At 42.5% G+C, this 26049-nt stretch carries 27 protein-coding genes; 7 read left to right on the top strand and 20 right to left on the bottom strand.

Annotated elements, in window-relative coordinates; genetic code table 11:
* Both meaB and GGD38_RS18340 read left to right on the top strand, forming a co-directional pair.
* Positions 1-915, top strand: a complete 915-nt coding sequence (gene meaB / locus GGD38_RS18345; protein ID WP_375297705.1) for a methylmalonyl Co-A mutase-associated GTPase MeaB — start codon at positions 1-3, stop codon at positions 913-915.
* Between the two features lie 18 nt (positions 916-933).
* The gene (locus tag GGD38_RS18340; RefSeq protein WP_375297704.1) at positions 934-1812 is read left to right on the top strand and encodes a hypothetical protein; all 879 of its coding nucleotides are present in this window, start codon (positions 934-936) and stop codon (positions 1810-1812) included.
* A 15-nt stretch (positions 1813-1827) separates the two neighbouring features.
* Here GGD38_RS18340 and GGD38_RS18335 read toward each other — a convergent pair whose 3' ends face one another.
* From GGD38_RS18335 to GGD38_RS18320, 4 genes are all read right to left on the bottom strand, one after another.
* Complete coding sequence (locus GGD38_RS18335) at positions 1828-2040, bottom strand: hypothetical protein (RefSeq protein WP_375297703.1); 213 nt, start codon at positions 2038-2040, stop codon at positions 1828-1830.
* Positions 2041-2181: 141 nt separating this feature from the next.
* Positions 2182-3990 carry a translational GTPase TypA gene (gene typA / locus GGD38_RS18330; RefSeq protein WP_375297702.1) on the bottom strand — a complete coding sequence of 603 codons (1809 nt, stop codon included), beginning with the start codon at positions 3988-3990 and terminating at the stop codon, positions 2182-2184.
* 423 nt (positions 3991-4413) lie between these two features.
* The gene (locus tag GGD38_RS18325) at positions 4414-5517 is read right to left on the bottom strand and encodes an acyltransferase family protein (protein WP_375297701.1); all 1104 of its coding nucleotides are present in this window, start codon (positions 5515-5517) and stop codon (positions 4414-4416) included.
* A gap of 84 nt (positions 5518-5601) precedes the next feature.
* Positions 5602-5826 carry a DUF2905 domain-containing protein gene (locus GGD38_RS18320; RefSeq protein ID WP_375297700.1) on the bottom strand — a complete coding sequence of 75 codons (225 nt, stop codon included), beginning with the start codon at positions 5824-5826 and terminating at the stop codon, positions 5602-5604.
* Between the two features lie 74 nt (positions 5827-5900).
* On the opposite strand from GGD38_RS18320, the gene GGD38_RS18315 reads away from it, so the two are divergent.
* A complete protein-coding gene (locus GGD38_RS18315) occupies positions 5901-6896 on the top strand; it encodes an alpha/beta hydrolase (RefSeq protein WP_375297699.1) in 996 nt (331 codons plus the stop codon).
* Between the two features lie 80 nt (positions 6897-6976).
* Here the strand turns inward: GGD38_RS18315 and GGD38_RS18310 are convergent, their stop codons facing one another.
* From GGD38_RS18310 to GGD38_RS18300, 3 genes are all read right to left on the bottom strand, one after another.
* A complete protein-coding gene (locus GGD38_RS18310) occupies positions 6977-7420 on the bottom strand; it encodes a hypothetical protein (protein ID WP_375297698.1) in 444 nt (147 codons plus the stop codon).
* 204 nt (positions 7421-7624) lie between these two features.
* Positions 7625-8071, bottom strand: a complete 447-nt coding sequence (locus GGD38_RS18305) for a hypothetical protein (protein ID WP_375297697.1) — start codon at positions 8069-8071, stop codon at positions 7625-7627.
* A 132-nt stretch (positions 8072-8203) separates the two neighbouring features.
* Positions 8204-8710 (bottom strand): hypothetical protein, encoded by a 507-nt coding sequence (locus GGD38_RS18300; protein ID WP_375297696.1) that lies wholly within the window; start codon positions 8708-8710, stop codon positions 8204-8206.
* A gap of 409 nt (positions 8711-9119) precedes the next feature.
* On the opposite strand from GGD38_RS18300, the gene GGD38_RS18295 reads away from it, so the two are divergent.
* The gene (locus GGD38_RS18295; protein ID WP_375297695.1) at positions 9120-9605 is read left to right on the top strand and encodes a hypothetical protein; all 486 of its coding nucleotides are present in this window, start codon (positions 9120-9122) and stop codon (positions 9603-9605) included.
* A gap of 235 nt (positions 9606-9840) precedes the next feature.
* Here the strand turns inward: GGD38_RS18295 and GGD38_RS18290 are convergent, their stop codons facing one another.
* Entirely contained in the window at positions 9841-10347 is a 507-nt protein-coding gene (locus GGD38_RS18290) for a hypothetical protein (protein ID WP_375297694.1), read from the bottom strand.
* Between the two features lie 288 nt (positions 10348-10635).
* Between GGD38_RS18290 and GGD38_RS18285 the strand changes: the two genes are divergently transcribed.
* A complete protein-coding gene (locus GGD38_RS18285; RefSeq protein WP_375297693.1) occupies positions 10636-11538 on the top strand; it encodes a diacylglycerol/lipid kinase family protein in 903 nt (300 codons plus the stop codon).
* On the opposite strand, the gene GGD38_RS18280 is transcribed toward GGD38_RS18285, so the two are convergent.
* The 10 genes from GGD38_RS18280 to GGD38_RS18235 all read right to left on the bottom strand — a co-directional run bounded on the left by GGD38_RS18280 (position 11528) and on the right by GGD38_RS18235 (position 22697).
* A complete protein-coding gene (locus GGD38_RS18280) occupies positions 11528-13774 on the bottom strand; it encodes a hypothetical protein (RefSeq protein WP_375297692.1) in 2247 nt (748 codons plus the stop codon). The genes GGD38_RS18285 and GGD38_RS18280 overlap by 11 nt on opposite strands.
* A gap of 74 nt (positions 13775-13848) precedes the next feature.
* Positions 13849-14934, bottom strand: a complete 1086-nt coding sequence (locus GGD38_RS18275; protein WP_375297691.1) for a COX15/CtaA family protein — start codon at positions 14932-14934, stop codon at positions 13849-13851.
* Between the two features lie 223 nt (positions 14935-15157).
* The gene (locus GGD38_RS18270; protein ID WP_375297690.1) at positions 15158-15565 is read right to left on the bottom strand and encodes a DsrE family protein; all 408 of its coding nucleotides are present in this window, start codon (positions 15563-15565) and stop codon (positions 15158-15160) included.
* A gap of 17 nt (positions 15566-15582) precedes the next feature.
* Positions 15583-16566, bottom strand: a complete 984-nt coding sequence (locus GGD38_RS18265; RefSeq protein ID WP_375297689.1) for a c-type cytochrome — start codon at positions 16564-16566, stop codon at positions 15583-15585.
* Between the two features lie 116 nt (positions 16567-16682).
* Entirely contained in the window at positions 16683-17375 is a 693-nt protein-coding gene (locus tag GGD38_RS18260) for a twin-arginine translocation signal domain-containing protein (protein ID WP_375297688.1), read from the bottom strand.
* A gap of 888 nt (positions 17376-18263) precedes the next feature.
* On the bottom strand, positions 18264-18788 hold the full coding sequence (locus tag GGD38_RS18255) for a DUF6691 family protein (RefSeq protein WP_375297687.1): 525 nt from the start codon (positions 18786-18788) through the stop codon (positions 18264-18266).
* 10 nt (positions 18789-18798) lie between these two features.
* The gene (locus GGD38_RS18250) at positions 18799-19368 is read right to left on the bottom strand and encodes a YeeE/YedE family protein (RefSeq protein WP_375297686.1); all 570 of its coding nucleotides are present in this window, start codon (positions 19366-19368) and stop codon (positions 18799-18801) included.
* A gap of 118 nt (positions 19369-19486) precedes the next feature.
* Positions 19487-20905, bottom strand: coding sequence for a rhodanese-like domain-containing protein (locus GGD38_RS18245; RefSeq protein ID WP_375297685.1), 1419 nt, complete (start codon positions 20903-20905; stop codon positions 19487-19489).
* 93 nt (positions 20906-20998) lie between these two features.
* Positions 20999-21790, bottom strand: coding sequence for a sulfite exporter TauE/SafE family protein (locus GGD38_RS18240; protein ID WP_375297684.1), 792 nt, complete (start codon positions 21788-21790; stop codon positions 20999-21001).
* A 274-nt stretch (positions 21791-22064) separates the two neighbouring features.
* The gene (locus GGD38_RS18235; RefSeq protein ID WP_375297683.1) at positions 22065-22697 is read right to left on the bottom strand and encodes a Crp/Fnr family transcriptional regulator; all 633 of its coding nucleotides are present in this window, start codon (positions 22695-22697) and stop codon (positions 22065-22067) included.
* A 90-nt stretch (positions 22698-22787) separates the two neighbouring features.
* Between GGD38_RS18235 and GGD38_RS18230 the strand changes: the two genes are divergently transcribed.
* Entirely contained in the window at positions 22788-23390 is a 603-nt protein-coding gene (locus GGD38_RS18230; protein WP_375297682.1) for a ribonuclease HII, read from the top strand.
* Between the two features lie 2 nt (positions 23391-23392).
* Here GGD38_RS18230 and GGD38_RS18225 read toward each other — a convergent pair whose 3' ends face one another.
* Both GGD38_RS18225 and GGD38_RS18220 read right to left on the bottom strand, forming a co-directional pair.
* Positions 23393-23998, bottom strand: a complete 606-nt coding sequence (locus tag GGD38_RS18225; RefSeq protein WP_375297681.1) for a GNAT family N-acetyltransferase — start codon at positions 23996-23998, stop codon at positions 23393-23395.
* Positions 23999-24254: 256 nt separating this feature from the next.
* Positions 24255-24875, bottom strand: coding sequence for an L-threonylcarbamoyladenylate synthase (locus GGD38_RS18220; protein ID WP_375297680.1), 621 nt, complete (start codon positions 24873-24875; stop codon positions 24255-24257).
* Positions 24876-25041: 166 nt separating this feature from the next.
* Between GGD38_RS18220 and GGD38_RS18215 the strand changes: the two genes are divergently transcribed.
* The gene (locus tag GGD38_RS18215) at positions 25042-25932 is read left to right on the top strand and encodes a cupin-like domain-containing protein (RefSeq protein ID WP_375297679.1); all 891 of its coding nucleotides are present in this window, start codon (positions 25042-25044) and stop codon (positions 25930-25932) included.
* The last annotated feature ends 117 nt before the right edge of the window (positions 25933-26049 follow it).

The raw sequence follows: 26049 nt of genomic DNA, 5'->3' as shown, positions 1-26049 counted from the left end.
ATGCATACGCAGGCGCCCACTAACTGGCAGCTCTTGCTGCAACAAATACAGGAAGGTTCGCAAAAAGCCATTTCCCGGTGTATTTCACTGGTTGAAAATGAAGTGCACGGCTATGCGCAATTCCTGGCAGCATTGCCTGTTAACAAGCGTACGCAGATCATTGGCATAACAGGCCCGCCTGGCGCAGGCAAAAGCACATTGACCGATGCCCTTATTGGCGAACTGGTGGCAGCGCAAAAGAAAATAGCCGTGCTCTGTGTTGATCCCTCCTCTCCTTTTAACCTTGGCGCCCTGTTGGGCGATCGTATTAGAATGAGCGAATGGTACAGCCATCCCAATGTATTTATCCGTTCGCTGGCAACCAGGGGCTCGCTGGGCGGATTGCATCCCAAAATCATTGAACTTACCGAAGTGTTAAAAGCATCGTCTTTTGATAACATTATTATAGAAACCGTTGGGGTTGGACAAAGCGAAGTAGAAATTGCCGCACTGGCCGATGTTACCACAGTTGTGTTGGTACCCGAAGCGGGCGATGAAGTGCAAACCATGAAGGCAGGTCTTATGGAAATAGCCGATATTTTCGTTGTGAATAAAGCCGACCGGCCCGATGCCGATACTTTTTTCCGAAACCTCAAACTCATGCTTCAGCCGGCATTTCATGCCACTGCGGTTGATATACCGGTTATAAAAACAGTGGCCTCACAAAAGAAAGGCATACCTGAATTATATGAAGCCATCACCAACCGGTTGAAACAGGTGCATACAACCGAAAAAAAGTTCAGGTTACTGGCCGACAAAGCCTATTACCTGTTGCAAAAGCACCGCATGAAAGACATTAGTAAGGAAGCATTGCTGGCCGCTATTCAAAAAGAAAATATCACCAACGTTTATTCGTTTATAACCAGGTATTATTAAAATCCGATAGAAGAACATATGCATATATTGTATTGCACATTTGGGAACCGTTTTTCGAATCACCTGCAGGCTGCATTCTCGGCTATGTCATTTCTGCAACAGCCCAATGAAGTAAAATCGATAAACATAATAACCGATGCGGCGCCATTTTATCAACACCTGGCAAAGCACGCCAATATAATTCCGGTAACCCCTGAGAAAATAAAAGAATGGAAAGGACCGCACGACTTCTTTTGGCGTGTTAAAATAAAGGCTATTGAACAAATAGCTAATATGTATACCGGCAGTCCGGTTATTTATTGCGATACCGATACGTTCCTATACAGTAATATAGCTTCCCTGAAAGCTGAACTGCTGGGCGGCAAAGCCTATATGCACGAAGATGAAGGCGCTTTGTCAACATTAAAAGATAAAACCAGTAAAAGAACCTGGCGGGCATTAGAGGGCAAAACATTTGGCGGACTGGCTATGAAGCCAACCGATCATATGTGGAATGCAGGGGTAGTATCAACGCCTAATAACCAAAACGGAAAAGATGTTGAGCTGGCCTTACAGATATGTGATGAAATGTGTGCAGGCGGTGTGCCCTTCAGGTTGGTAGAACAATACTCTTTATCTCTGGCCCTTAATCATATTTACACCCTCGGCGACGCCACTCCCTGGATTGCACACTACTGGCGTAACAAAGAAGACTGGGACCCATTTATACTCGCATGGATTGCTGAACAACAGTTCAAGGGTAAGAACTTTGAAGAAATGCTGGCCGGTTTTGCCCAGCTCGATCTAAGCCAGGTGCCGGTGATCATTAAGAGAAAATACACCGCCGTAAAATGGCATCGCGCCGTTGACTGGCTTTTCCCACCACGAAATCATAAATATGTAAAGCGGAATATGTAAGGCTGTTGCGGGGTATCAATGATCGCTTTTCCACCAACGGTAGCCAATATAACCCATGATAATTAATGGAGTAAGGCCCAGGTAAACAATACCCATATTCAATGCCTTGGCGGGTTTTTCGCCCAGTTGCTGCGCAGTTTTGGTGCAGATACTACATTGCGCCGATACATCGGCCGGCAGCACAAAAAACAACATTAACAGTACAAATATTATCACGTGCGCTCTCATAGTAAATCCAATTACGTGGCAAAAATACGATAAAAAGTTGACGCGTAGACAAAGCCTGCCCTCAGTTGGTTGGCGCACAACAAAAAGGGAATTGCTCTTTTGGAACAATTCCCTTTTTTTATTTAAAAGTATTAGCTTCTCTTACGCTTCAGCCTTCATTGACTTAGCCTGTTTCTTTCTTTCTTCTTCATTAAGTATGGTTTTACGCATACGAATGAAGTTAGGCGTAACCTCAATACACTCATCATGCTGAATGTACTCCATGCACTCTTCGAGGGTAAGCTGAATTTTAGGTGCAATGTTAGTTGCAGCATCGCTACCGCTGGCACGCATATTGGTGAGTTTCTTTCCTTCGGTAATTTGCACTACCAGGTCGCCTGGTTTAATATGCTCGCCAATGATCTGACCTGCATATATTTCTTCACCTGGATCAATGAAGAACGAACCTCTATCCTGTAATTTATCGAGTGAATAACCGGTTGAAGCTCCGTTTTCCTTAGCTAACAACACACCGTTGTTACGGCCAGGAATAGCACCTTTCCAGGCTTTATATTCGCTGAAGCGGTGGGCCATTACAGCTTCACCCTGTGTGTTGGTAAGCATTTGCGTACGCAAACCAATTAAACCGCGTGAAGGAATTTCAAACTCCAGGTGTTGCATTTCACCTTTGGTTTCCATCACCAGCATTTCACCTTTACGGCGGGTAACCAGGTCAATTACTTTAGAAGCAAATTCCTGGGGTACATCCACCACAAGGATCTCATATGGTTCAGATTTCTTACCGTCAATTTGTTTTACGATAACCTGGGGTTGACCTACCGTTAACTCATATCCTTCACGACGCATGGTCTCAATCAATACGCCTAAGTGCAGGATACCGCGGCCATATACTACGAAAGCATCGCCGTTGTCGCTATCCATAACCCTTAAGGCCAGGTTCTTTTCAGTTTCTTTCATCAAACGATCGCGCAGGTGGCGGCTCGTTACGAACTTACCATCTTTACCATAGAAAGGTGAGTTGTTGATTGAGAACAACATGTTCATGGTAGGCTCATCAACACTGATAACTGGTAATGCTTCAGGATTTTCAAAATCGGCAATGGTATCGCCAATGTTGAAACCTTCAATACCTACAACAGCGCACAGGTCGCCGGCAACTACTTCAGTTACTTTTTTCTTGCCCATGCCTTCGAACACATACAGTTCTTTTACGCGGGTCTTTTTAATGCTGCCATCACCCTGTACCAGTGAAATGGGCTGATTTTCTTTTATGGTTCCGCGTGATACTCTACCCACGGCAATACGACCCAGGAATGATGAATAATCCAGGGAAGTGATCTGCATTTGCAGGGTACCTTCGCTTACTTTTGGTGGTGGTACATGTTTCAGAATACCATCCAGCAAAGGATTGATATTATCAGTTGGAGTTAATGAATCGTTGAACCAGCCGTTTCTTCCGCTACCGTAATAAGTAGGAAAATCGAGCTGCTCTTCTGTAGCATCGAGGTTGAAGAATAATTCAAATACGGCATCATGTACTTCATCGGGACGGCAGTTTGGCTTATCCACTTTATTGATGATCACAATTGGCCGCAGGTTCAACTGCAATGCTTTTTGTAATACGAAGCGGGTTTGTGGCATGGGGCCTTCAAAGGCATCTACCAGCAAACACACACCATCGGCCATTTTCAGAACACGTTCAACCTCACCACCAAAGTCGGCGTGGCCAGGGGTATCAATTACATTGATCTTTACATCTTTGTATGTTACCGCCGCGTTCTTACTGAAGATGGTGATACCTCTTTCTCTTTCCAGATCATTACTGTCCATGATGAGGTCACCAGTTTCCTGGTTATCACGAAACACTTTGGTAGCGTGTAAAATTTTGTCTACCAGGGTAGTTTTTCCGTGGTCAACGTGGGCAATAATGGCGATGTTTCTGATATCCATAAAATCCTTATTCCTGACAGGAATTGCTTTTTTAATTTCTTAATAATGAATGCCTTAAAATGCTGTAATTTTTGCAATGGCAAACGAGGCGCAAAGGTACGCCAAATCAATGGGCGAGGCAAGCAAATGGGGAAACTTTATGTTTAATTAATTCAGGTTTATAAAGGTTTTTATGGACATAAATCCTTGTAAACCCTCATAAAACGAATTAATTTTTTATGGCAGCATGCTAAACAAATAGCAGTCACGGATTTATAAGCTCCAAATCCCAAATTCCAAGTTCCAAAAAAAAATTCCAAATCTCAAATTCCAAGATCCAAAAGAAATTCCAAATCACAAGATCCAAGTTCTCCTATCGAAATGTTGGGATTTGGAATTTGGAACTTGGGATTTGTTTGGAGCTTGTGATTTGGAATTTGGAATTTATACTTTAATATATATTTTTCTTTTATCTAAATACCAGCCGGCCAGCCAGCAGGCCAGCATAAAACAAACCGCAAAAAGCAGTGAACCCAAATACATACCGGCAAATTTGAATATGTGTTCGTATATAGGTCCATAAATATGTGTACCCCGCATAAGGATGGCCACCACTTCCGACAACAGATAAATGAACAGGGCGTTCTTCCCAAAAACCTCAAAAAAGGTTGCCCAGCGGTCTTTTTGCAGGAAGTCAACGATGTAAATGATCACCGCCAGAATAATGCAATCGAGCCCTATTGCAAGTAGCGCAAATGGGCTGCTCCACAGGTTTTTGTTTATGGGGAACCAATTGTTCCAAACCAATGCAAGCGCCGTTAACCCACAACCGGTTAATGTTAAACGCATCAGCATGCCGGTGTTTTTTCCCGTTAATTGTATATAACGCCCAACAAGATAACCTGCAATTACATTGGTTGTGGCTGGCAGGGTGCCCAAAATGCCATTGGGTTCCCAGGGAATTACCTCGCCATGGTTCATATGGTTTGGCCCCAGTACCCAAAGATCTAACCGCGTTGCTGCATTCCCGGCCATGGTGTATTGCTCACCAGGCACGCCAAACATCAACAGTATGAATTGATACGCTATCAATAAAAACACAGCGGCAATAAAAGCGCCTTTGGGTTTGGCGAAGTATATAAGTAGCGCGGCTATGCAATAGCATAATGCTATCCGTTGCAATACACCCAGCACCCTTGTATCGGAAAATGACTTAAATACAAATCCGCTTTCTTCTTTATGTACAAATGGGAACCAATACAACAAAAAGCCCAGTATAAATAACAACACGGTGCGTTTGAAAATTTTACCCAGTACCTGCGCCTGAGGCATGCTGTACCATTTTTTAACGGCAAAGCATAATGCATTACCAACGGCAAACAGAAAAGAGGGATACACCAGGTCGGCAGGCGTAAAGCCATGCCAGGCAGCGTGTTGCAGGGGAGCATATATCGCCTGCTGATTGCCGGGTGTATTTACAAGGATCATTAAACATATGGTCAATCCACGAAATACATCCAACGCAATGTAGCGGTTGTTTAGGGTCATAGTTACAAGGTCTATAATAGAATAGAAACCAATAGTAATATACGGGTAATTAACAAGGAGGTAACAAATACGTGCAAGCGTTTTCTACAGAAACCTGCGGATTAAACTTACAATTACCGTTATCAGTACACTGAACACAATCATTGTAGTGACAGGAAAATAAAACCGGAAGTTCTCTTTTTCAATACGAATATCCCCGGGCAGGTGGCCTATCCAATGCAGCTTATCGTGAAAGAAATAGATCACCACACCTATTACCACCACGGCGGCGCCAATGAGCATAATATACTTGCCGGTATCGGAATTCATAAAAAAATCATTTTAATTAGCCCCCAATGCTTTCCCAGATAATAAAAAGCTGTTAATTTCAGCCAAATTTACGTATGCGTAAAATAAAATGGCTCCTCATAATTGTGGCAATCCTGGCCATTGCCTATTTCGCAGGACCCAACCCCTCAGCACCTGTATACTCTACTGCCATGCCCCAGGTGCCGGCAGAACCTGCTACTCTTGTAAATTACATTAAACAACAGGAAGCCGCCCATACGGTTAAACCCGATAACGAAGCAAGGGTTGTATGGGCCAACGACTCACTTAAAAACAAAACCGAGTATTCGCTGGTTTACCTGCATGGCTTTACGGCCTCACAAGGTGAAGGCGATCCGGTTCACCGCTACCTGGCCAAAAAGTTTGGTTGCAATTTGTATTTATCGCGCCTGGCCGAGCACGGCATCGATACTACCGAGCCTATGGTGAACCTTACCGCAGATAACCTGTGGGAATCTGCCAAGCAGGCCCTGGCCATTGGAAAACAGCTTGGTAATAAAGTTATATTGGTTGGAACCTCTACCGGCGGCACACTTGCGCTGAAACTGGCAGCCGAGTACCCCGATATATATGCGCTGATCCTTATGTCGCCCAATATTGCCATCAACGACCCCACTGCCTGGATCCTTAACAACCCCTGGGGATTACAAATAGCCAGAATGGTTACAGGCTCAAAATACCTCGATTCGGAAGATAAGCGGGAAGAATTTCGTAAGTACTGGACCTACCATTACCGCATAGAAGCAGCTGTAAACCTCGAAGAGCTGGTTGAAACTTCTATGAAGCAAGAGACCTTTGCACGCGTTAAACAACCTACGCTTACCTTGTATTATTATAAAGATGAAGTACATCAGGATAGTACTGTTAAAGTAAGCGCCATTAAGGAGATGTTCAGCCAGCTGGGCACACCGGCCGATAAGAAACGTGAAAAAGCAATGCCCAATACCGGCAACCATGTTATTGGTTCGTGGATACGGTCACACGACGTTCCTGGTGTTGAAAAAGAAACCGAATTGTTTATGACCGAAGTGCTGGGTATAAAGCCAGTTTAAATCAAAATTCACAAAGCTTACCACATAGAAAAGGGTCCCGCCAATGAAGCGGGACCCTTTTTATTAATGAAACCCTGTTGTTAATGTCTTCCATAATTATTATCTCTACCGTTATTGTTCCTGTTGTTATCGTACCGGTCGTTGTAATCCCTGTCGTTTCCTCTGTTACGATCATCACGGTTAAACCTGTCGTTAGAAATTGTTTTAACCGATACGTTACCTGAACGATTGATATCTACATCGATCAACTGGCCGGGAGCAACAAACATAGAACTGTTGTAGATCACCTTTGTCATTTTTCTAAAACCAAAGCTCTCAGTTTTATAAATGGTGATGGAGTGGTTACCTGAGCGAACGTTATCCATTACAAACGTATTATTCAGGTCGTACATTCTACCATCGATCTTCACCTGCATCTTTGAACGGTCGTTATTTGAGATTGATATTTTTGATGTTTTAGGACCAGGAGCAGCAAAAGTGGTTATACTAAACAATACGGCAATAAGTGTAAAAATCTTTTTCATATACTGTTTCCTCCATTGTTTTTATACAGTAATAGATGGCTTTTAAGCGTGGTCGTTTACTAACGATGTGTTAAAGGGGAAATACAAGCTTAAAGCTGTAAGCCGAAAGTCAAAAGCAAATACAGTTCCTTCTAAAATGCTGCTATAAAAAGAAATGGCCTCCCGTTTTACCAGGAGGCCATTGTTGTTTATTTATAGCGTACGTTATTTGTTAAATCTGCCATCGCGATCGTTATAGTCACGTCCATGGCCATGATCCCTGTCATTATCCCAACGGTCGTTACGGCCATTGCGATCATCACGGTCAAAACGGGTGTCTACCCATACTCTTTCGCCACGGTTGATATTAATGTTCAGCGACTCCCAAGGTTTAACAAAAGTTGTGTTGCTGTACACCATCTGTGGCCTTTTTCTAAACATACCGTAGTTATCTACTTTATACACTTCAATGCGGTGGCGGCCACTTCGGATGTTATCCATTACAAAACCATTGCGATTCATGTTATACTGTTTACCATCGATGAACACCTGTATAAAGGCATCGCTGTTACTGCGGATGGCTAATTTACTATCACTGGGACGAGGGTTTACGTTAGCGGCAAAGATTGTTACGCTGAATAAGATTGCGGCAAGTGTAAAGATCTTTTTCATATACTGTTTCCTCCATTGTTTTTATACAGTAATAGATTGAAAACAGTGTATGTCGTTTACAAACGGTATGTTAAAGAGCTAACGCTTGTTATTTTGCGCCATTAACAATCCTTTAGGAGCTGCGGCACAACCTTATCTTCCTCTGTTGAACTCTTCCATCACTTCCATTTCACCCTGGCAAAGCTTTACTTTCTTCCAGTCTGTTTCGCCTTGTAAATTTATAATGTATATCAATGGGTGATCGGGTGTTTCAATCTCCTGCACTATGTATATTTTATAATCGTAGTAAGTGCTTTTTACAATAGCGCGAATATTACGGGCCAGTTGCTTTTCTTCATAATACTTCATTATATAGCTCAGGTCGCCGCGACTGTTGTACATTGCCCGGTATTGAACGCTGTCGCGAATGAAAACAGCAGTATGGCTTCCGTTGCTATTATGCCATTTCACATCTTGTACATCGCCATATCGACTAACAAAATCGCGCATGGCCCGTACGTTAACATCATTCAAATACTCGCCCCTGGGTTTCAATGTTTTTACATTGGCGGTGGCCAGCGAGTTGCCGCCCTGTTGCGAGTAGGCACAACCGGTTAATGCCACTATAGACATACCGGTGGCGATCAATAATTTTTTCATTGCTATACTTTAATTTGGGTTAAACAATCCATGGCGAATTTATTCGCTTATATAAGAATTTATAATAAAATGGTATTGCGGCCGGTTACATGATAAGCTAAAATTCACTGCTAGACTAGTTCATATGCAATTCAACTGCATTTAAAAGCTCCTTAACCGCCCCGGAACAGCATTTGCAAAATGTTTCACCACGTTACCAATTTGCGGTTAAGGTTATGTTAATAAGGAATTATGGAAATACATGTGCGACACCGACAGTATGCGTACAACTTACACCCCTTCTGCTTAAACCTGCGCTACATCAAGGATTCCATGCTTCTTGTGTAACAAATTCCTTATGCTCAATGGCTTTGTTTTGCTTTGCTATCAGAAACACACAATTAATTACTCAACCTAAAACTTTCATTTTATGCAAAGCAAATCACTAAAACCCATATGGGTCCTTCTACTTGCTACAACAATGGCATGCCTGCAATCATTCACGGCAAAATTGGGCGGCGAGGGCTTTGAGATATATCTCAACAATAAACTAATACTGTGGCAGGCGGTAAATAAACCATTTACGCTCCACAGCCTGCAGTTAGATAAAGCAAACAAAGACGATCAGTTAGTGATCTATTATCACCATTGCGGGTCTACCGGAAAAGACAGAACCATAGCTATTAAAGATGATAAAGGCAATACCATTAAAGAATGGAAGTTTGCCGATGCATCCGGCTCTAACAACAAGGGTATGACGATACCGGTAAAAGAATTGTTACAGCTTGAAAAAAATTATTCTCAAACAAATTTGAACATCGTTTACTTCTCGCAGCAATTGCCCCAGGGCCGAGAACTTTCGGGCTTGAAATTCAATGGTAAAGCTACTGCATACAAAGACAATAAGGGAATATAATAAGAATACAAAATTCCAAATTCCAAATCACAAGTTCCAAATAAATACGAATACAAAATCACAAATACCAAATCACAAGATATAAATACCAAATACCAAATTCCAAGAACCAAAATACAAATACAAAATCCCAAGGTCCAAATTGCAAACTGGAATTTGAACCTTGGGATTTATTTGGAACTTGGAATTTGGAACTTGTGATTTCTTTTGGAGCTTGGATCTTGGAATTTGAGATTTATTTGGTTTTCTTATACTCTTCCAACACTTCCATGTCGCGTTCGCACACACGAACGTTTTTTATTGTAGTGGAATCTTCCAAGTGAACAACATATACCACGGGTTTCATTCTTTCTTCAATTTCATCTACCAGGGTAATGGTATAATCGTAATACTCACTTTTTACCATACCCCTTACATCGCGAGGCATAACATTTTCGTAATACTGCCGTATAGTATATACAAACTCACCCCGGCAGTTGTACACCGTTCTGCACTTGCTCTTGTTTTTTCCGGTATACTTTACTACATACCCGCTTTCAACAACATTCCAATCGGCGTTAACAGCATTGTTGTCGCGTTTTAAAAAGTCGCGCATGGCCTTTACGTGCACTTTATTTATTGGCAGGGTGCTCATATGCAACGACTGTAAATTATCAGTTAACGGTTGCCTGTTAACCTGTTGTGCTGTTACCGCTGCGGAAAACAGCACAATCGAAATACTTGTTACAATTACATTTTTCATGGCTATATTTTTTGGTATTAGATCGGTATTGTTTAAAGCAAAGCAACTTAATTATCGACCACCTGAATTTTTAAATTCGATGAACCCATCGGCTTTTCGGCAACCGTAACAAAAAAGGCAATTATGGCGTTTGGCCTGAAAAATGGTCGTTCGTCGAAAGAAAGGGTGATCAGGAAAAGATTTGGGGCCAGCCAATTAGATAATAAAAATATAAAACGGTTTCAGGGCACATTCATATACAGGTTAACCTATCATGAACGTTATCTTTGCGCTTTGTAATCTGATAACATGCAGCGAAAGATCATCTATCTAATTAACCCAATTTCCGGAACCAAAGGAAAATCGTCCTTAAAGGAGTTGATTGCCCGCGAAACCAGCAAACGTAACATTCCCTTTGAAATACTGCCAACGGCCATTGATGGCGATTATAGCCCTGTTAAATACAAAATAGAAACAGAACAGGTGACTGATGTGGTTATTTGTGGAGGCGATGGCACGGTGAACCAGGTGGTAAAAGGCCTGGCCTCAACCAATGTGCAGTTTGGCATTATTCCCATGGGTTCGGGTAACGGACTGGCGCTGGCAGCCGGTATTCCCAAAGCCAGTGCAAAAGCGCTGGAAATTGTTTTTACCGGCAAAGCCCTTTTAACCGATGGTTTTATGGTAAATGAGCATTTTGCCTGTATGTTATGCGGGCTGGGTTTCGATGCCCAGGTAGCGCATCAGTTTGCCGACCAGCCCAAACGTGGTTTAGGCACTTATGCTTCGCTTACCACCCGCCATTTTTTCAATGCCAAACCATACCCCTTTAGGGTTAATGCCAATAAACTGGAATTTAGTACCGAGGCTTTCTTTTTAAGCGTTGCCAACAGCAACCAGTTTGGCAATAATTTCACCATTGCGCCCCAGGCTGTATTAAGTGATGGGTTACTCGATGTGGTGATCGTTAAAAAAATTGCCAAGCCCCTGCTGTTATTAACTGTTATGCGCCAGGTGTTGGCCGGGCGTATACGACGTATAGAGAACTCGATGAGCTCGCCCGTAATATATTTTCAAACCAGTGAATTATTTATCAGCAATCCGGCTGAGGCGCCCATTCATATTGATGGCGAGCCCTGGGAATGCCAGCGACAATTGCATATTAAAGTGTTACCGCATTATTTTAAACTTATTCATGCCGCTACCGTGTAGTTAATGAATGGCTGTTTTTCATCAGCTGCTGAAACTCGGCAAATGTTTGCTGAATACCAGGATTGCCGAGTGCGCCGGCAATGTTTAATTTTTCGCTTTTGGTAAGATGGAAATTCAACGCTGCGCGGGCATCGCTTTTTTCGGGTATGTATTGAAAGCAAAAATTGAAAAAGTAATTCCCCATCATAGATCGGGCAAGCCCCATAAGGTCGTTCTGGCTATACTCCTGCATTTTAAACCAGTTGTATTCAAGCAACAACATGGGTTTAGTGGCCAGCTCGGTTATATTGGTTGACTCATAAGGATGTTCCCAGCCGCCTGTTTTGCGGTCGCGAATATGAATTAACACTACTCCTGAAGTGTTTTCCCGTATCCATTGCTGAAATACCTGTATATAACGAAGCGCCGTTTCCTGCCCATAATTATCACGTATACCCGCATCCATTACATCAATTACCGGCTCGCTGGGCAACCAAACATTGGGCAACACATAAGGGAATGTTGCGTTCATTCGCAAGGCGGTGAGCATACGCAGGTTCAAAGGGTCCTGCTTTGCAAACAAAGCCTGGTAATCTACCGCATCACAGTCAGAACTTACCATCTGGCTACTGTCGTAAGCCGGCCGCATTAAAAAACTCATGGGCTGGGTACTAACAATCATTTTGCGGCCATCCCGGGTAACCACTGAATTAAATAACATCAATGGAATGCGCGCATTCTTTTCATCATTGTACCAGTCTTTCAACTGATGGTTCAGCATGCCGCGGGTATTCGAATTTAGCTTTTGCTCAAAGGCATAACCGCGGTCTTTAATATATTCATACGGACCTACTTTAAACCGTTGTGCAGGCGCCGCCAGGTCGCGGGCCACAAAAGAAGTGAACAGCGGGTTCAACAGATCGTTGGAGATATCGTTGAGGTATTTTTTGTCCTGCAGGTTAATGTGCTGGCCGGCAGCCCTGGCCCTGCTAAGCTCTCTAAAATAAGAGGCGCCCAGCATTCCGCCCGAAGCACCGGTAATAAGCACCGTTTTGTTCATCAACTCACCATTGGTTATACTATCCAGGTGCTGTAATACATTCATAGTAAAAGTAGCGCTGCGGTTACCACCGCCACTTGTGGTAATGATAAACATCAGCGGCTTTGCCTCTGTTTGCCGCGCTTTCCAATTCTCCAAAATGGAGATCATGTTCTGTTTGTCGGCCTTCATTTTTTCGGGCGTGCACAACGACAACAATGATTCGGATGTATACAGCGGCCGCTGGTCTTTGTTCTTATAATTTAAGCCATACGCTTTGTTACTGGGATCAATGATCTCGTAACGGTATAAGATATTGGTGAAAATAAACAACACAATGAGGAATGGAATGCTCCAGCTTTGCAGAAAATAAGAAAAGGCGCCCGACACGGCAATTAAAATGGCAAAGAACAGGGTAATACCTGCTGCGGCAGGTAGCTGAAACAGTGGATTATCTAACCAAAACCCTAATAATATGAGCACTATAAATGCAATGAATATTGATACCACGGCGGCAAAGTGGTGGCGGCTGAAAATGGTTTCAATGAACTCACGGCTGTAATGCGATACGTCGCGTACTTTTTTGAGCCTGAACATGGCATTCACATACCACTCCACTTTTATTAAACGGCTTTGATTGAGCGTAACCTCATCTTTTTTAAACTGCGCTTTAAATAACTGTGGATTGCTTATAACGGGGGTCAGCCGCCTGATTATATTCTTATCGGCCCTGAAGAAATAGAAAAGGGAAACAACAATAATGAGTACCAGTCCGCTTAAAAAGCCCAGCACCAATATGGCAATTTCGCCATAGGACATTAGTTCTTTATTACGTTCAAAGCCTACCGCTTTTATAAAGTAGAAGATCAGAAATACCAGCGGAATGCCGCCATTGTTGATGCAGTATTTTAAAAAGGGATTACTTGTGGTGGCCAGAAACCTGAAATGCCGGCTGAATAAAATAAAGGTGGTAATATTCCAGCTCATGATGAAAACCCCAATGGCCATACCTACGAACAATGAAGCCACCATGCTTACATTACCCAGGTATTCGGGCGCCAGGTACAGCGAGTCGGCGCCGAAGGTCTTCATGAAAGAACCATTCACAGTGCTGAATAACACGAACCAGAAGATCAGCAGCACCTGAAATTTTTTTAAGTGCAACAAAACCAACTGTACCGGAAACGAATGATATAACCCCTTCCAAAAAAGTTTCATACTAACCCTGGCTTAAAGTGTTAATTGGGCCTTTTTTCCCAATATACTACTAAAACGAAAAGACAGTGCCAAGATTATGAAGGTTGCTTAAAAGTTGGTTTGCGGGTGAGAAATAAGAGGGCAATCAGGCTTAACAGTAATAACATGCCCGTTATTTGGTGCAGCTGTGCATTCCATTCAAAAGTTCCCCAGCGATTGGGAACAATTTTAGTACTGGTTAACACTGAGAAAATTCCCAATATTACCTGTACAAATACGAGGATCGAAGGCCAGCGGCGGGCCTTGCTGAAAATTAAACTCGATGCCGGCTCCCGGAAGAGTTTTACCGAATAAATTATTATCAATAATAATAACGTGTATGCCAGCCCCCTGTGCACAAAGTGAATGGTGATCTTGTTCTCAAAAAAATTGAGCATGGCCGGTTGCTCCCTGAATAAGCCTTCGGGCACCCAGCTGCCATTGATGGTTGGCCAGGTAGGCGCTGCCGTTGCTGCTTTATGACCAGCCATTAGCGCACCAAACATTAATTGCAGAAATACAATAATGATGAGCGCCCAGGTCCATTTGTACAGGTTGGGCAAATTTGCCCGGTTGTGTACGGGAACTTTAAACCGCAACCCCAGCCAAAAGGCATAGCTTATTAACGCCAGGGCAAAAATAAAGTGCATGGCCAGTTTGGTTGGGCGTACGTACACGGCATCGCCGGTGAGGCCACTGGCCACCATTATCCAGCCAATGGCGCCCTGAAAAGCACCAAACAAAAAGAGAAAAAGCAGGGAGCTTATTATTTCTTTTTTTATATACCGTTTGGCTACCAGGTATACAAACCCTACTGCAAATGCCACGGCTATGAGGCGTGCCCACAGGCGGTGGAACCATTCCCAAAAAAAGATGAATTTGAAGTCGGAAAGGGTAAAGTCGGTATTCAGTAACCGGTATTGCGGTGTTTGTTGGTATTTGGTAAATTTCTCAAGCCATTGTGCTTCGTTAAGCGGGGGTAATGCGCCGGTAACCACATCCCATTCGGTAATTGATAATCCAGATCCGGTGAGGCGGGTAACGCCCCCTAAAACTACCTGCACCAATAACATGATCACGCCTAAAAATATCCAGTTGGATACTGCCCGGTTGGCTCGTTGTTCAAAAGATATGGTACTCATTGCGGCGCAAAGATAACGAAGAACAATGTGCCAATGTGATAATTTGCTAATGTGCTAATAAATACAGGGCTTCGCTGCGCTCCGCCTTGTTAACTCGTCAACTTGTTAACTCGTCAACTTGTTAACTATCCTCGGCGATCAACAATAGTTAACCTATTCACCAAACACTTTGCGTTGAACAACCTTTCCCCACTGCATTTCACATTATCACATTAGCTAATTATCACATTACTTTAATGTATCCCCACCCTTCATGCTGCTTGGTAACAATTTCAAAAATCGCATCAGGCACCACATCAACTCCGGGAAGTAATTGAGTTTTATCAACATTATGCCTTTTCATGGTGGCGCCGCACACTTTAAAGCTGGCCTTTTTGTTACTGCTCAGGTCCTGAATGGCATCGGCAACGATCGACTTATCCTTCATGGCCATGGCCAGCGCATCGCCATAAATGGCTACTTCCAATTGCGCGTCTGGCCGCGACTGTGATATTCCCTTTATTTGCCTGATGACCGTTTTATATGCAGCAGTATCGCCGCTGGTTATATCAAACACTACTTTGTATGGTGTTTGTGCCAAAGCCAATACAGGCATCAATAACACAACAATTAACAGGTTATTCTTTTTCATATCGTTATTTTTTACAGTTATTTCTTTCCACTTTCCTTTGCCTTTTTAATAGGGCCAAACGGACCGTACTTATGTTGTAGTTCAGAAAACGTATCACTATATGGACCAAAGGGATGATCAAATGGTTTGGAACTAATTTTCGGCCAGTCTTTCGACAGGTCTTTTCCCGGGCGTGGCTGTGCATTTATAAATGCAGCAACATCCCAGGCCTGTTCATCCGTTAACTGTGAATTACCGTGAGAAACGCCAAAAGGCATATTGTCTTTTACATACCCTGCCATTCGCGACAGGCGGTATAAACCAGCGCCTACATTATAACTATGGGGCCCCCATAATGGCGGATATAAATAACCCACATGAGTTACGGTATCTGGCTGGCCGGCGCCGTTGGCGCCATGGCAAAGCTGGCATTTCTCTATAAATACCAGTTTTCCCTTCACTCCATCAGCAGCCCTAGCGAGGTCTTTTAAAGAAGAAATGCCTGAGCCTAATGGTTTATTACCTTTTGCCACATTGGTACCCAGCCAATGCATATAGGCTACAATAGCACGCATTTCGCGACTATTGGTATCAAGTGGTTTACCATTGAGGCTTCTTTCAATACAATCATTCACCCGTTTATCAATTGTTTCAACGGTACCGCTGCGGTCGCGGTATTTGGGGTAGGTTGATGATACGGCACTGTAATTATTTCCATATGGTTTGGTGCCTGCTGCCAGGTGGCAGTTCTGGCAGTTCATCCCATTGGTAGTATGGGCCACCGTTCCATTAGGGCCCAGGTAATAAGAGGTACGTGCTATGAGGTCGCGTCCATAACGTACCTCAACACCTGCAGTTGTATGTGGAATAGTGTTTGAATCGGGCGCCTGCCAGGGCATTTCAGGCGCTTCGGAAGCAATGATCTTTTGATGTTTATTTATGGCTTTACGATTGGTAACAGTAAGCCAAACTGCGACGGAGATACCTATCGCCAAAAATCCAAATACCATATTACGGTTCATGATGTAGCAAGCTGATCGTTGTGTAGGGTTACAATGTATACCGGGCGCTGCAACGCCCGATATACAAGATGTAACCAATATAAATAAAGGGGGTTAAAGAAAATGCAGGTCAATTATTAACCGGCAAAGCAGTAGGTACATCCTTTTTCCTGCGCACGGCCCAGCGCCCAAACACCCGAAGGCACTAATTGCACATTAGGTAATATACCTGCTATCCACTCTTTTTTAACGGTTTCCGCATCCATCTTCATCATATCGGCAGCTACTGCACTGTAAACAGTGATAGCCATGTTGCATACGCAGAACATTACACCATTATCCTGCAGTTGATTAATAGCAATAGGCACAGCACCAACGCCTGGTATTTTATAATCTTCTTTTGGCTTCCAGAATGGATTAAAAGTGGCCGGTTGTTTAGTTGCAGGGTCATGGGCCTTGAACAATTCACCCAATTTATATTTTTCCCACAGATCGCTTTGAAATGCGTATGGAATGGCATCGTGCCTTAGCACTACTACTACACTACAATCTTTTCCGGGTGTACCGGTGGCTTCATTGGTCAACAAAAAAACCTTTGGCCACGCAAATGGCATTAACTCGTGTGGTTGTGTGGCATCAAACACAATGCGGTGTTTCCCTTTAATTTTATTGAACCATGCTTCCGGATCGGCATGGTCATCTGGCAAAAAAAACTGTTCTGCCTGTGCTTCAAACGGTGCAATTGAAACTGTTCCCAAAGCTGCTGCACCAGCGGCTATTTTTCCTAAAAAGTCGCGGCGCGAAGAGGAGTTTGATTTGTTGGTTTGCATATACAGCCAAATTTTAGTTATAGAAATGAGAGGGCATGGTGGGCATGGATCAATGCTCATTCATGGAGTAGGCACAATGCTACGTTACATCCCCTGTGATGATGCTGTAATGAAATCCCCTGGTATTGAACAATTCCTGAAAACAATTGGCAATCTGCAATTTGCAATTGACAAAGACTGCCGGTTATCGGGCATCCCGATTAATTGCGAATCTGGCCTTTGTCTATTGCCTTTTGCCTATTGTCCATTGTTCTGAATGTGGTTATTCAGTAGATTGGAGACGGTTGGGTTCTCAGGAACTTATAATGTAATAGAAAGGAATAGGTTTTACATGCGATCAATTATAAAGGCAGGAATCTCCGTTCTGTAAAATTTGAGTAACAATCACATAAAATCCGTATTAAAGATAGTTATTCTATGAATTAGCACCCAAATTTTTAAAAAGAAGGCAATATTGCTTAATAAACGATGTTATTCCCTTAAAAAGTTAGCAGTTATAAAATGGCCCAATTTCGTTTAATAAATAAAACTTTTCGTTTAATGAAATGACCATTTCGTTTAACGCCAAACACTTTTTATTAAATGATTTATCCGTTTCGTTTAACGATAACCACTTTTCATGAAATGAAATGGCCATTCTGTTTAACGGGAAACACTATTCATGAAATTATTTATTCACTTCGTTTAACAAAAAACATTTTCCGTGAAATGATTTGTCCGTTCTCTTTAACGAAACGTTCATTTCGTTTAACGAAAAAGACTTTTCATGAAATGATTTGTCCATTCCGTTTAACGCAAAAGGCTTTTCATAAAATGATTTGTTCATTTCGTTTAACGGGAAACACTTTTTGTGAAACGAAATGTACATTCCGTTTCACAAAATTGCCCCTAATGCGGCAATTTATTACGCAGCCTGCCATATACCCAGGTACCGGCTATGGCGCTTAACAAGGTGATAATGATAACGGTAGCACCGGTTCCTATCAATGCGTACAAAGGACCAGGACAAGCGCCCGTTAATGCCCAACCGGCGCCAAATAACAACCCGCCATAAACCTGGCCTTTATTAAATTGCTTGGGATGCAATTCAATGCGCTCGCCATATATGGTTTTCACTTTGAATTTTTTGATGAGCCACACAGAAATGATGCCTGTTACTACAGCACTACCAATAACTCCATACATATGAAAACTTTGCAGCCGGAACATTTCCTGGATGCGGAACCAGGAGATCACTTCAGCTTTCACTAACAGTATTCCAAAAAATAACCCTGCCACCAGGTATTTTAATGAATGGTACCAGGCGTGTTGCATTTGCGACTCATTAATGCAAATAGTATCCAGCGAACGAACTTCAAAATCGGTATTGGTCTCTTTTATAATGGCAGGTTGTTTAATTTCTCTTGTTTCCATAGTAAATACTTTACAGGTTTAAGATGGCGGGTAAAATGAGGTTGGCAGTTATAAAACCACCAATCATAAAACAACAGGTGGCTACCAGCGAAGGCCATTGCAAATTGCTAAGGCCCATAATGGCATGGCCCGATGTACAACCACCGGCATACCTGGTGCCAAAGCCAACTAAAAAGCCGCCGGCTACCATCAATATAAAACCTCGCAACGTTAGCAACGAAGGCCAGTTAAACAGATCGACCGGAACAATAGAAGAGTAATCGTTGATATTATATTGTTGCAGCGTGTTCACCAGCTTTGGGTTTACCACTACCGGTGCACCACTACTCAACCACTGTGTTGCTACTATAGCGCCCAATAATATACCAGCTACAAAAAACAAATTCCAGGCTTCTTTACGCCAGTTGTATTTGAAAAATGGAATATTTGCCGGTATACAGGCAGCGCAAATATGCCGCAGTGACGACGACACGCCAAACGCTTTGTTTCCCATTATCAATAACAACGGTACCGTTAGCCCTATCAATGGGCCGGCCACATACCAGGGCCAGGGTTGTTTAATCCATTCCCAGAATTGCATGATGAATTAATTTTTGTAAAAATGGTCTTTTCAAAAAAAAAGCTGTGCGACATAAATCACACAGCTATAAGTTAATGAAATTTTTTCTATTTTCTACCAAATTGATGCACTATTGCATTTACAGCATAGTGGTAGGACATACACAATCTGTAACCGGGAATTTTCCTGAGTCTTTAATGGCTTTAAATCCGCCTTTTACATCGATGAGGTTTTCAAAACCACGGGCTTTTAAAACAGAAATAAAGATCATGGAACGGTAGCCGCCGGCGCAATGTACATACCATGTCTTATTTTTATCAACCAGTTGCATGCTGTCGTTCACATAATCAAGGCTTGCATTTACTGCGCCTTTTACATGTTCCGATTCGTACTCACTTTGTTTGCGTACATCCAGTATGTTTATATTAGGGTTAGCCTCATATGCAGCCGCCATTTCGGTAACAGGGATTGAAGTAATAGTATCAACTTCTTTATTTGCTTTATTCCATGCAACCAAACCACCTTCTAAATAACCAATTGCATTATCATAACCCACCCTGGCCAAACGGGTAACTACTTCCTCCTGACGTCCTTCATCGGCAACTATCAGTATAGCCTGTTTTATATCAGGTATTAATGCGCCTACCCAGGGAGCAAAGTTACCATCGATACCAATGTTTATTGAGTTGGGAATAAAACCTTTTGCAAAGGTTTGCGGCGCTCTTGTATCAAGAATAAGCGCACCGGTTTCATTGGCAGCAGCTTCAAATGCTTCAACATTTAATGGGTGTGTGCCCTTTTTCAATACTTCATTTATACTTTCATACCCTTGTTTGTTCAACTGCACATTCAATGGAAAGTATTGTGGCGGCGCCATTAAACCAGTAGTCACTTCTTTTATAAACTCGTTCCTGGTCATATTTGCACGCAGGGCATAGTTCGTTTCTTTTTGATGGCCTAAGGTATCCTGTGTTTCCTTGCTCATATTTTTTCCGCAGGCGCTGCCTGCACCGTGTGCAGGATATACGATCAGCGAATCGGGCAAGGGCATTATCTTATTGCGCAACGAATCGAATAACAAACCGGCCAGGTCTTCCTGTGTAAGATGCGCCGCTTTTTGCGCCAGGTCGGGCCGGCCAACATCACCAATGAATAACGTATCGCCGCTAAACAGCGCCACTTCTTTACCCGTTTCATCTTTCAACAAGTAACAGCTGCTTTCCATGGTATGCCCCGGTGTATGCAACACAGTAAAAGTTCCTTTACCTAATTTAAATACTTCGCCATCGGTAGCAATATGCGCGTCGAACGACGGCGTTGCTGTAGGGCCGTATACAATAGTAGCGCCTGTTGCTTTTGCCAGATCGAGGTGACCCGATACAAAATCAGCATGAAAATGGGTTTCAAAAACATACTTTATAGTAGCGCCATTGCGTGCCGCTTTTTGTACATACGGATCAATTTCACGCAGCGGATCAATAACAACCGCTTCTCCTTCGCTTTCTATATAGTATGCACCCTGCGCCAGGCAACCGGTATATATTTGTTCAATCTTCATAATCGTGTAGTTTAATAAAAACGTAAATTCAGTATAATGGTTTTAATAGAATATGACTTTTATCACAAATGAAACTAATGATAAGCAGCGCCCCTAGGCAAAACACAGCTCTTGTATTAAAATAAATAATCCTATAGCCAGCACAAACCAGCCAAACCCTTTTTTTAATGATTGTCCGGGTATTTTATTGCTCAAAGCCGTTCCAACAAAAATGCCCAATACTGCAATGGCAGTAAACGATAACAATTGCCCCCAGTGAATGTTGTAATGTGACAGGGTAGTAAAAAAACCAAAGTAAGAACTAATGGCCATAATGGTTAATGAAGTACCTACTGCTATTTTCATAGGCAACCTGCTTATAAGTACCAGTGCCGGAATGATCAAAAAACCACCACCAGCGCCCAGCAAACCGGTAATGGCGCCAATTAGCAACCCTTGAATTATTAGTCCACCCATACGTTTTTTACCAATGGCCGGCATAGGTGTTTTACTATCTGACCGTATCATAGACACAGCTGCCGCCAGCATTAACAAGGCAAACAGCACCATTAAAAAAACTCCTCTGCTAATGTCCAACGAACCTATGGTAAATAAATGAGGGGGAATAAGCGGAAATAAAAACCAGCGAACAAGAAATACCGATAACAGCGAGGGCAAGCCGAAATAAAGTACTACCTTAAAATCAATCAATTTTTTAAAGTAAGCACGAGCGCCGCCTACCAGGCTACAACTGCCTACTACAAAAAGTGAATATGTTGCTGCCAATTCCGGTTGCACGTGCAACAGGTACACAAATACGGGCACAGTGAGTATTGAACCACCACCGCCTATTAAACCTAGCGATACACCAATTAATACGGCTGCTAAATAACCGGCTATTTCCATTTAAATATATAATTCGGTAAAACAACAACAGACAAGCTTTAATGATCACGTAACAGTTAACCGAGTATTGGCATACTGAACCATGCAATCATTAGGTGAAGGTGCAAGAAATTAAAACGCCGGTAGGTGACGAAGGTCACACTAAGCATGATTATCGTCAAATAAGTTTTTGCGGAGGTAATTACTAAAAGATCATTTCTAATTCTTTCAGCAATAAAACAAACTGCATTAAATTAAGCAGCATTATTGTTTAATGGTCTTTAAAACTTTGCGTTTATAATTGAATAATTTCAATAGCGTTACGATGCAGTTTCAATTTTCCAAATTGTTCCATCTTTTTTAGCAAACGCGAAATAACCTCACGCGAAGAATTCAATTCATTGGCAATTTCCTGGTGGTTGATGGTAAGCAGGTTGGTGCGCATGGTTTCCTGGTGCTTTTTCAAATAGAACTCAAGCCGTTCGTCCATACCGCGAAAAGCAATATGATCAATAGTGCTTAACAATTCTTCAAAGCGTGCGCGATATGTAGAAATCACAAAATAGCTCCAGCTTTTATATTTGGCCATCCATTCTTCCATTAAATGCAGCGGAATGGCTATGATCTCCGTATCCTTTACCGCTTTTGCCATAATGGCGCTGCGTTTGTGTTCAGCCGCACATACCATGGACAATGCACAGGCCTGGCCGGGTTGCAGGTAATACATGAAAAACTCGTTGCCGTCCTCATCTTCCCGGTAAATTTTAACCAGCCCGTTCAAAATTAACATGGTCGACCTGAAATACTGACCGGTTCGCATCAGCTGTTCGTCGGTTTTGAACGCGCGAATTTCGCCCTGCTCCTGAATTTCGAGCTGCAATTCCTTTTCAAATGCCGGAAATCGCAGTGGTATAGTGCTTAATTCCATAATGGGAATGTGATGTGTAAAAAAACAAAGTTGGTAAATAATATTTAAATACGGGCATACCTTATTTTTGAGCTCAAGAACATCACTCCCTTGTTAAAACTCTTTTATCAAACTGAACTTGTTGAAGCCGGCTGCGACGAAGCAGGCCGTGGCTGTTTGGCAGGCCCCGTGTTTGCTGCAGCAGTTATTCTTCCCGAAGGATTTTACCACGAAAAACTCAACGATTCAAAACAGGTAACAGAGGAAGACCGGTACGAATTGCGGTCGTTTATTGAAAAAAATGCCGTTAGTTACCAGGTGGCCATGGTTGACCATGAAGAAATTGACCGCATCAATATTTTAAATGCTTCTTTTAAGGCCATGCACCTGGCCATTGAGAAATTAAAAACTAAAGCCAGATTCCTGATCATTGACGGTAACCGGTTTACCAAATACAAACGGGTTCCTCACGCATGCATTATTCAGGGCGATGCCCATTACGCATCCATAGCGGCGGCCAGCATTTTGGCTAAAACCTACCGCGATGATTTTATGCGTAACCTGCATCCCGATTTTCCGGAATATAAATGGATCACAAACAAAGGCTATGGCACCAAAGAACACCGCAAGGCCATTGAGCAGTTTGGATTAACGCCCTATCACCGCCGGTCGTTCTCATGTACCAATTCCCAGCTGGAGCTGGATATGGAGTAAGCCTAATATAACATTTCAGAAAAAAAGCTTTGTTTTCTTTCCCCCCACTCTTGCCGTAAAATGCTTAAATAAAGCACATCGCGGCGGCGGTTGCCATGTATTATATCAACGCTGCGCAAAACCCCTTCGGGTATCATACCCACTTTTAAATAAGCTGCTTTGGCCCGTTCATTCAAATTATCGACCCGTACTTCAACACGCTCCATTTTCATAACTTCAAAGGCATAGGAAAATAAGGCAAAGAACACAGGCCTTATAATACCTGTACCCATAAACGCTGAGCCCAGCCATACACTGCCAATTTCAACCCTTTTATCGGGAAAGGAAATAGCCATAAAGCTTGCACTGCCACAAATTTCATTACTGTGCTTATCAATAAGAATAAATGGCGCTCTTTTCTCTTCATCCCTTTCCTTCCTCAGCTTTTGGATCCAGCTTTTAAAAACATTCTCATCGCTCAGGTCATTTCTGAAATAGGTCCAAATTGCTTTTTCTTTGGTGAGTGGCAAAAGGCTTTCATAATCTTCCGGAGTAATTAATCGTAATAATACCCTGGGGGTTTCGAGTGTAAAGTTGTCCGGGAAGAATTTCTGGTATTCTGTCTTCATTATGCTAGCAAGCTTTTCGTAAAAATAAGGTCTTAAGTACTTCAAACAATCAGAAGTAAGAGGTATGAGGTAAGAAGCACGAAAAAAGGCATTTAGAGATTCGGAATTTAGAGATTTTGAGATTTGTCAGAAGGCAGGAAATTTATGAAATCTCAAAATCGCGAAATCTCAAAATCAGAAATCTACTCTTACCTCCTATTTCTTACGTCCTACTTCATTTTTTATATAGCAAAAGTTTACCTAATTCATTATAGTTTCATTCGACCTCGGCCGCATCCCACTCCCCGGCTCCCTGTCTTATAAGCACCGGCTCATCGCCTGTACAATCAATAACGGTAGAAGGCACCATGCCGCCAATTCCGCCATCGGCCACAACATCAACCAGCTTTTCAAAATTATCGTGCATGATCTCAGGATCGGTATATTCCTCAACCATGGTTCCCGGCAAAGTTGTACTTAAAATTGGGTGGCCCAGTTCTTTTACAATGGTTCGGGCAATAAGATTATCGGGAATACGCAGGCCTATTGTATTCTTTTTGCTTTGTAAAATTTTAGGCACTTCTTTACTGGCAGGCAGAATGAAAGTATACGGGCCCGGCAAATAGTGTTTTAACATTCTATACATGGGCGTGCTGATGCTTTTTGTATACTGGCTTAAATCGCTTAGATCGTAACATACAAATGAAAGCTGCGCCTTTTGCGGGTCTATGTTTTTGATACGACAAATACGTTCAATCGCTTTGTGTTGAAAGATGTCGCACCCCAAACCATAAATGGTATCGGTGGGATAAACAATAATTCCGCCTTTCGACAAAACATTTACGATTGTCGAAATGTTTCGCGGTTGTGGGTTCTCTGGATGAAGATGTAACAACATAACGGCAAATTATAATTTCTAATGTAAGCCACATAACTCTAACGGCAAAATGTGCGCCTAGCATACACATGCGATATTTAATAAAAATGTTAAAGCCGCTTATATATTCGTTACCCCTTTATGTTGCGGGCATGATTTTAATATTAAATTTGTGCAAACTTATTTCATGCAATTACAACCTGTTGACCGCGTTGCAAAAATCAGCGCAGAAGACTTTCAGCAGTGTTACTATCTGCCATTGAAACCAGTTGTTATTACCAACCTGGCTGAAAACTGGCCCGCCTACGATAAGTGGAACTGGGCTTACTTCAAAGAAATAGTAGGTAGTAAAAGAGTTGGGCTGTATAACAACGTAAAGAGCGACGCCTACACCCCTATTAACACGGCCGACGATTATAAGACCTTTGGTGAGTACGTTGATATGATAAGCCAGGGGCCGGCAGGATGGCGTATATTCCTCTTCAATATTTTTGATCACGCACCCCAGTTAACACAAGATTTTACCTGGCCCGATCACCTGATGAAAGGCTTTGTAAAAAAATACCCCATGCTTTTTGTGGGTGGCGCCACCAGCATTACCCATATGCATTTCGACATCGACATGTCGCACATTTTGCATACCCAGTTTGTGGGACGCAAAAAAGTATTGCTATTCCCATTTGAAGAACAACATAAGCTATACCGTAAGCCTTTTGAAGTGCTGAGCCTGGCCGACTTTTCGAATTACCACCAGGCACACGACAAGCCTAATTATACCCAATTTCCCGCATTGAAGCTGGCCCGGGGTTATGAAGTGGTCCTCAACCATGGCGATACGCTGTTTATGCCCGCGGGTTACTGGCATCATATGGAATACCTTGATAGCGGTTTTGCCATGAGCCTGAGAGCTTTACAATCTTCTTTAACCGGTAAGCTCAAGGGCGCCTGGAACCTGTTTGGAATGCGTAATATTGATACACTCATGAAAAGAACTGCGCCCAAGTGGTGGTATGAGTACAAAAGAACCAGCCTTTTGAAAGCTGCAGGCAAAGAATTGGAGGCTTCAGACGTAAGATAAAAAAGATGGACTTTTTAATTATCATTTGATCTCCCTTAAGAAAACTCTTAAGCGGGCCAGACATTAAAAAATTATAAGAAAATTATTGGAGTTTATAAAAACTGTCTTTATTTTTAC

It is taken from the genome of Niastella sp. OAS944 (genome assembly GCA_024809215.1).
Lineage (GTDB): Bacteria > Bacteroidota > Bacteroidia > Chitinophagales > Chitinophagaceae > Niastella.
The sequence above is the reverse complement of the archived record's forward strand: the minus strand, read 5'-3'. Positions and strand labels throughout refer to the sequence as shown.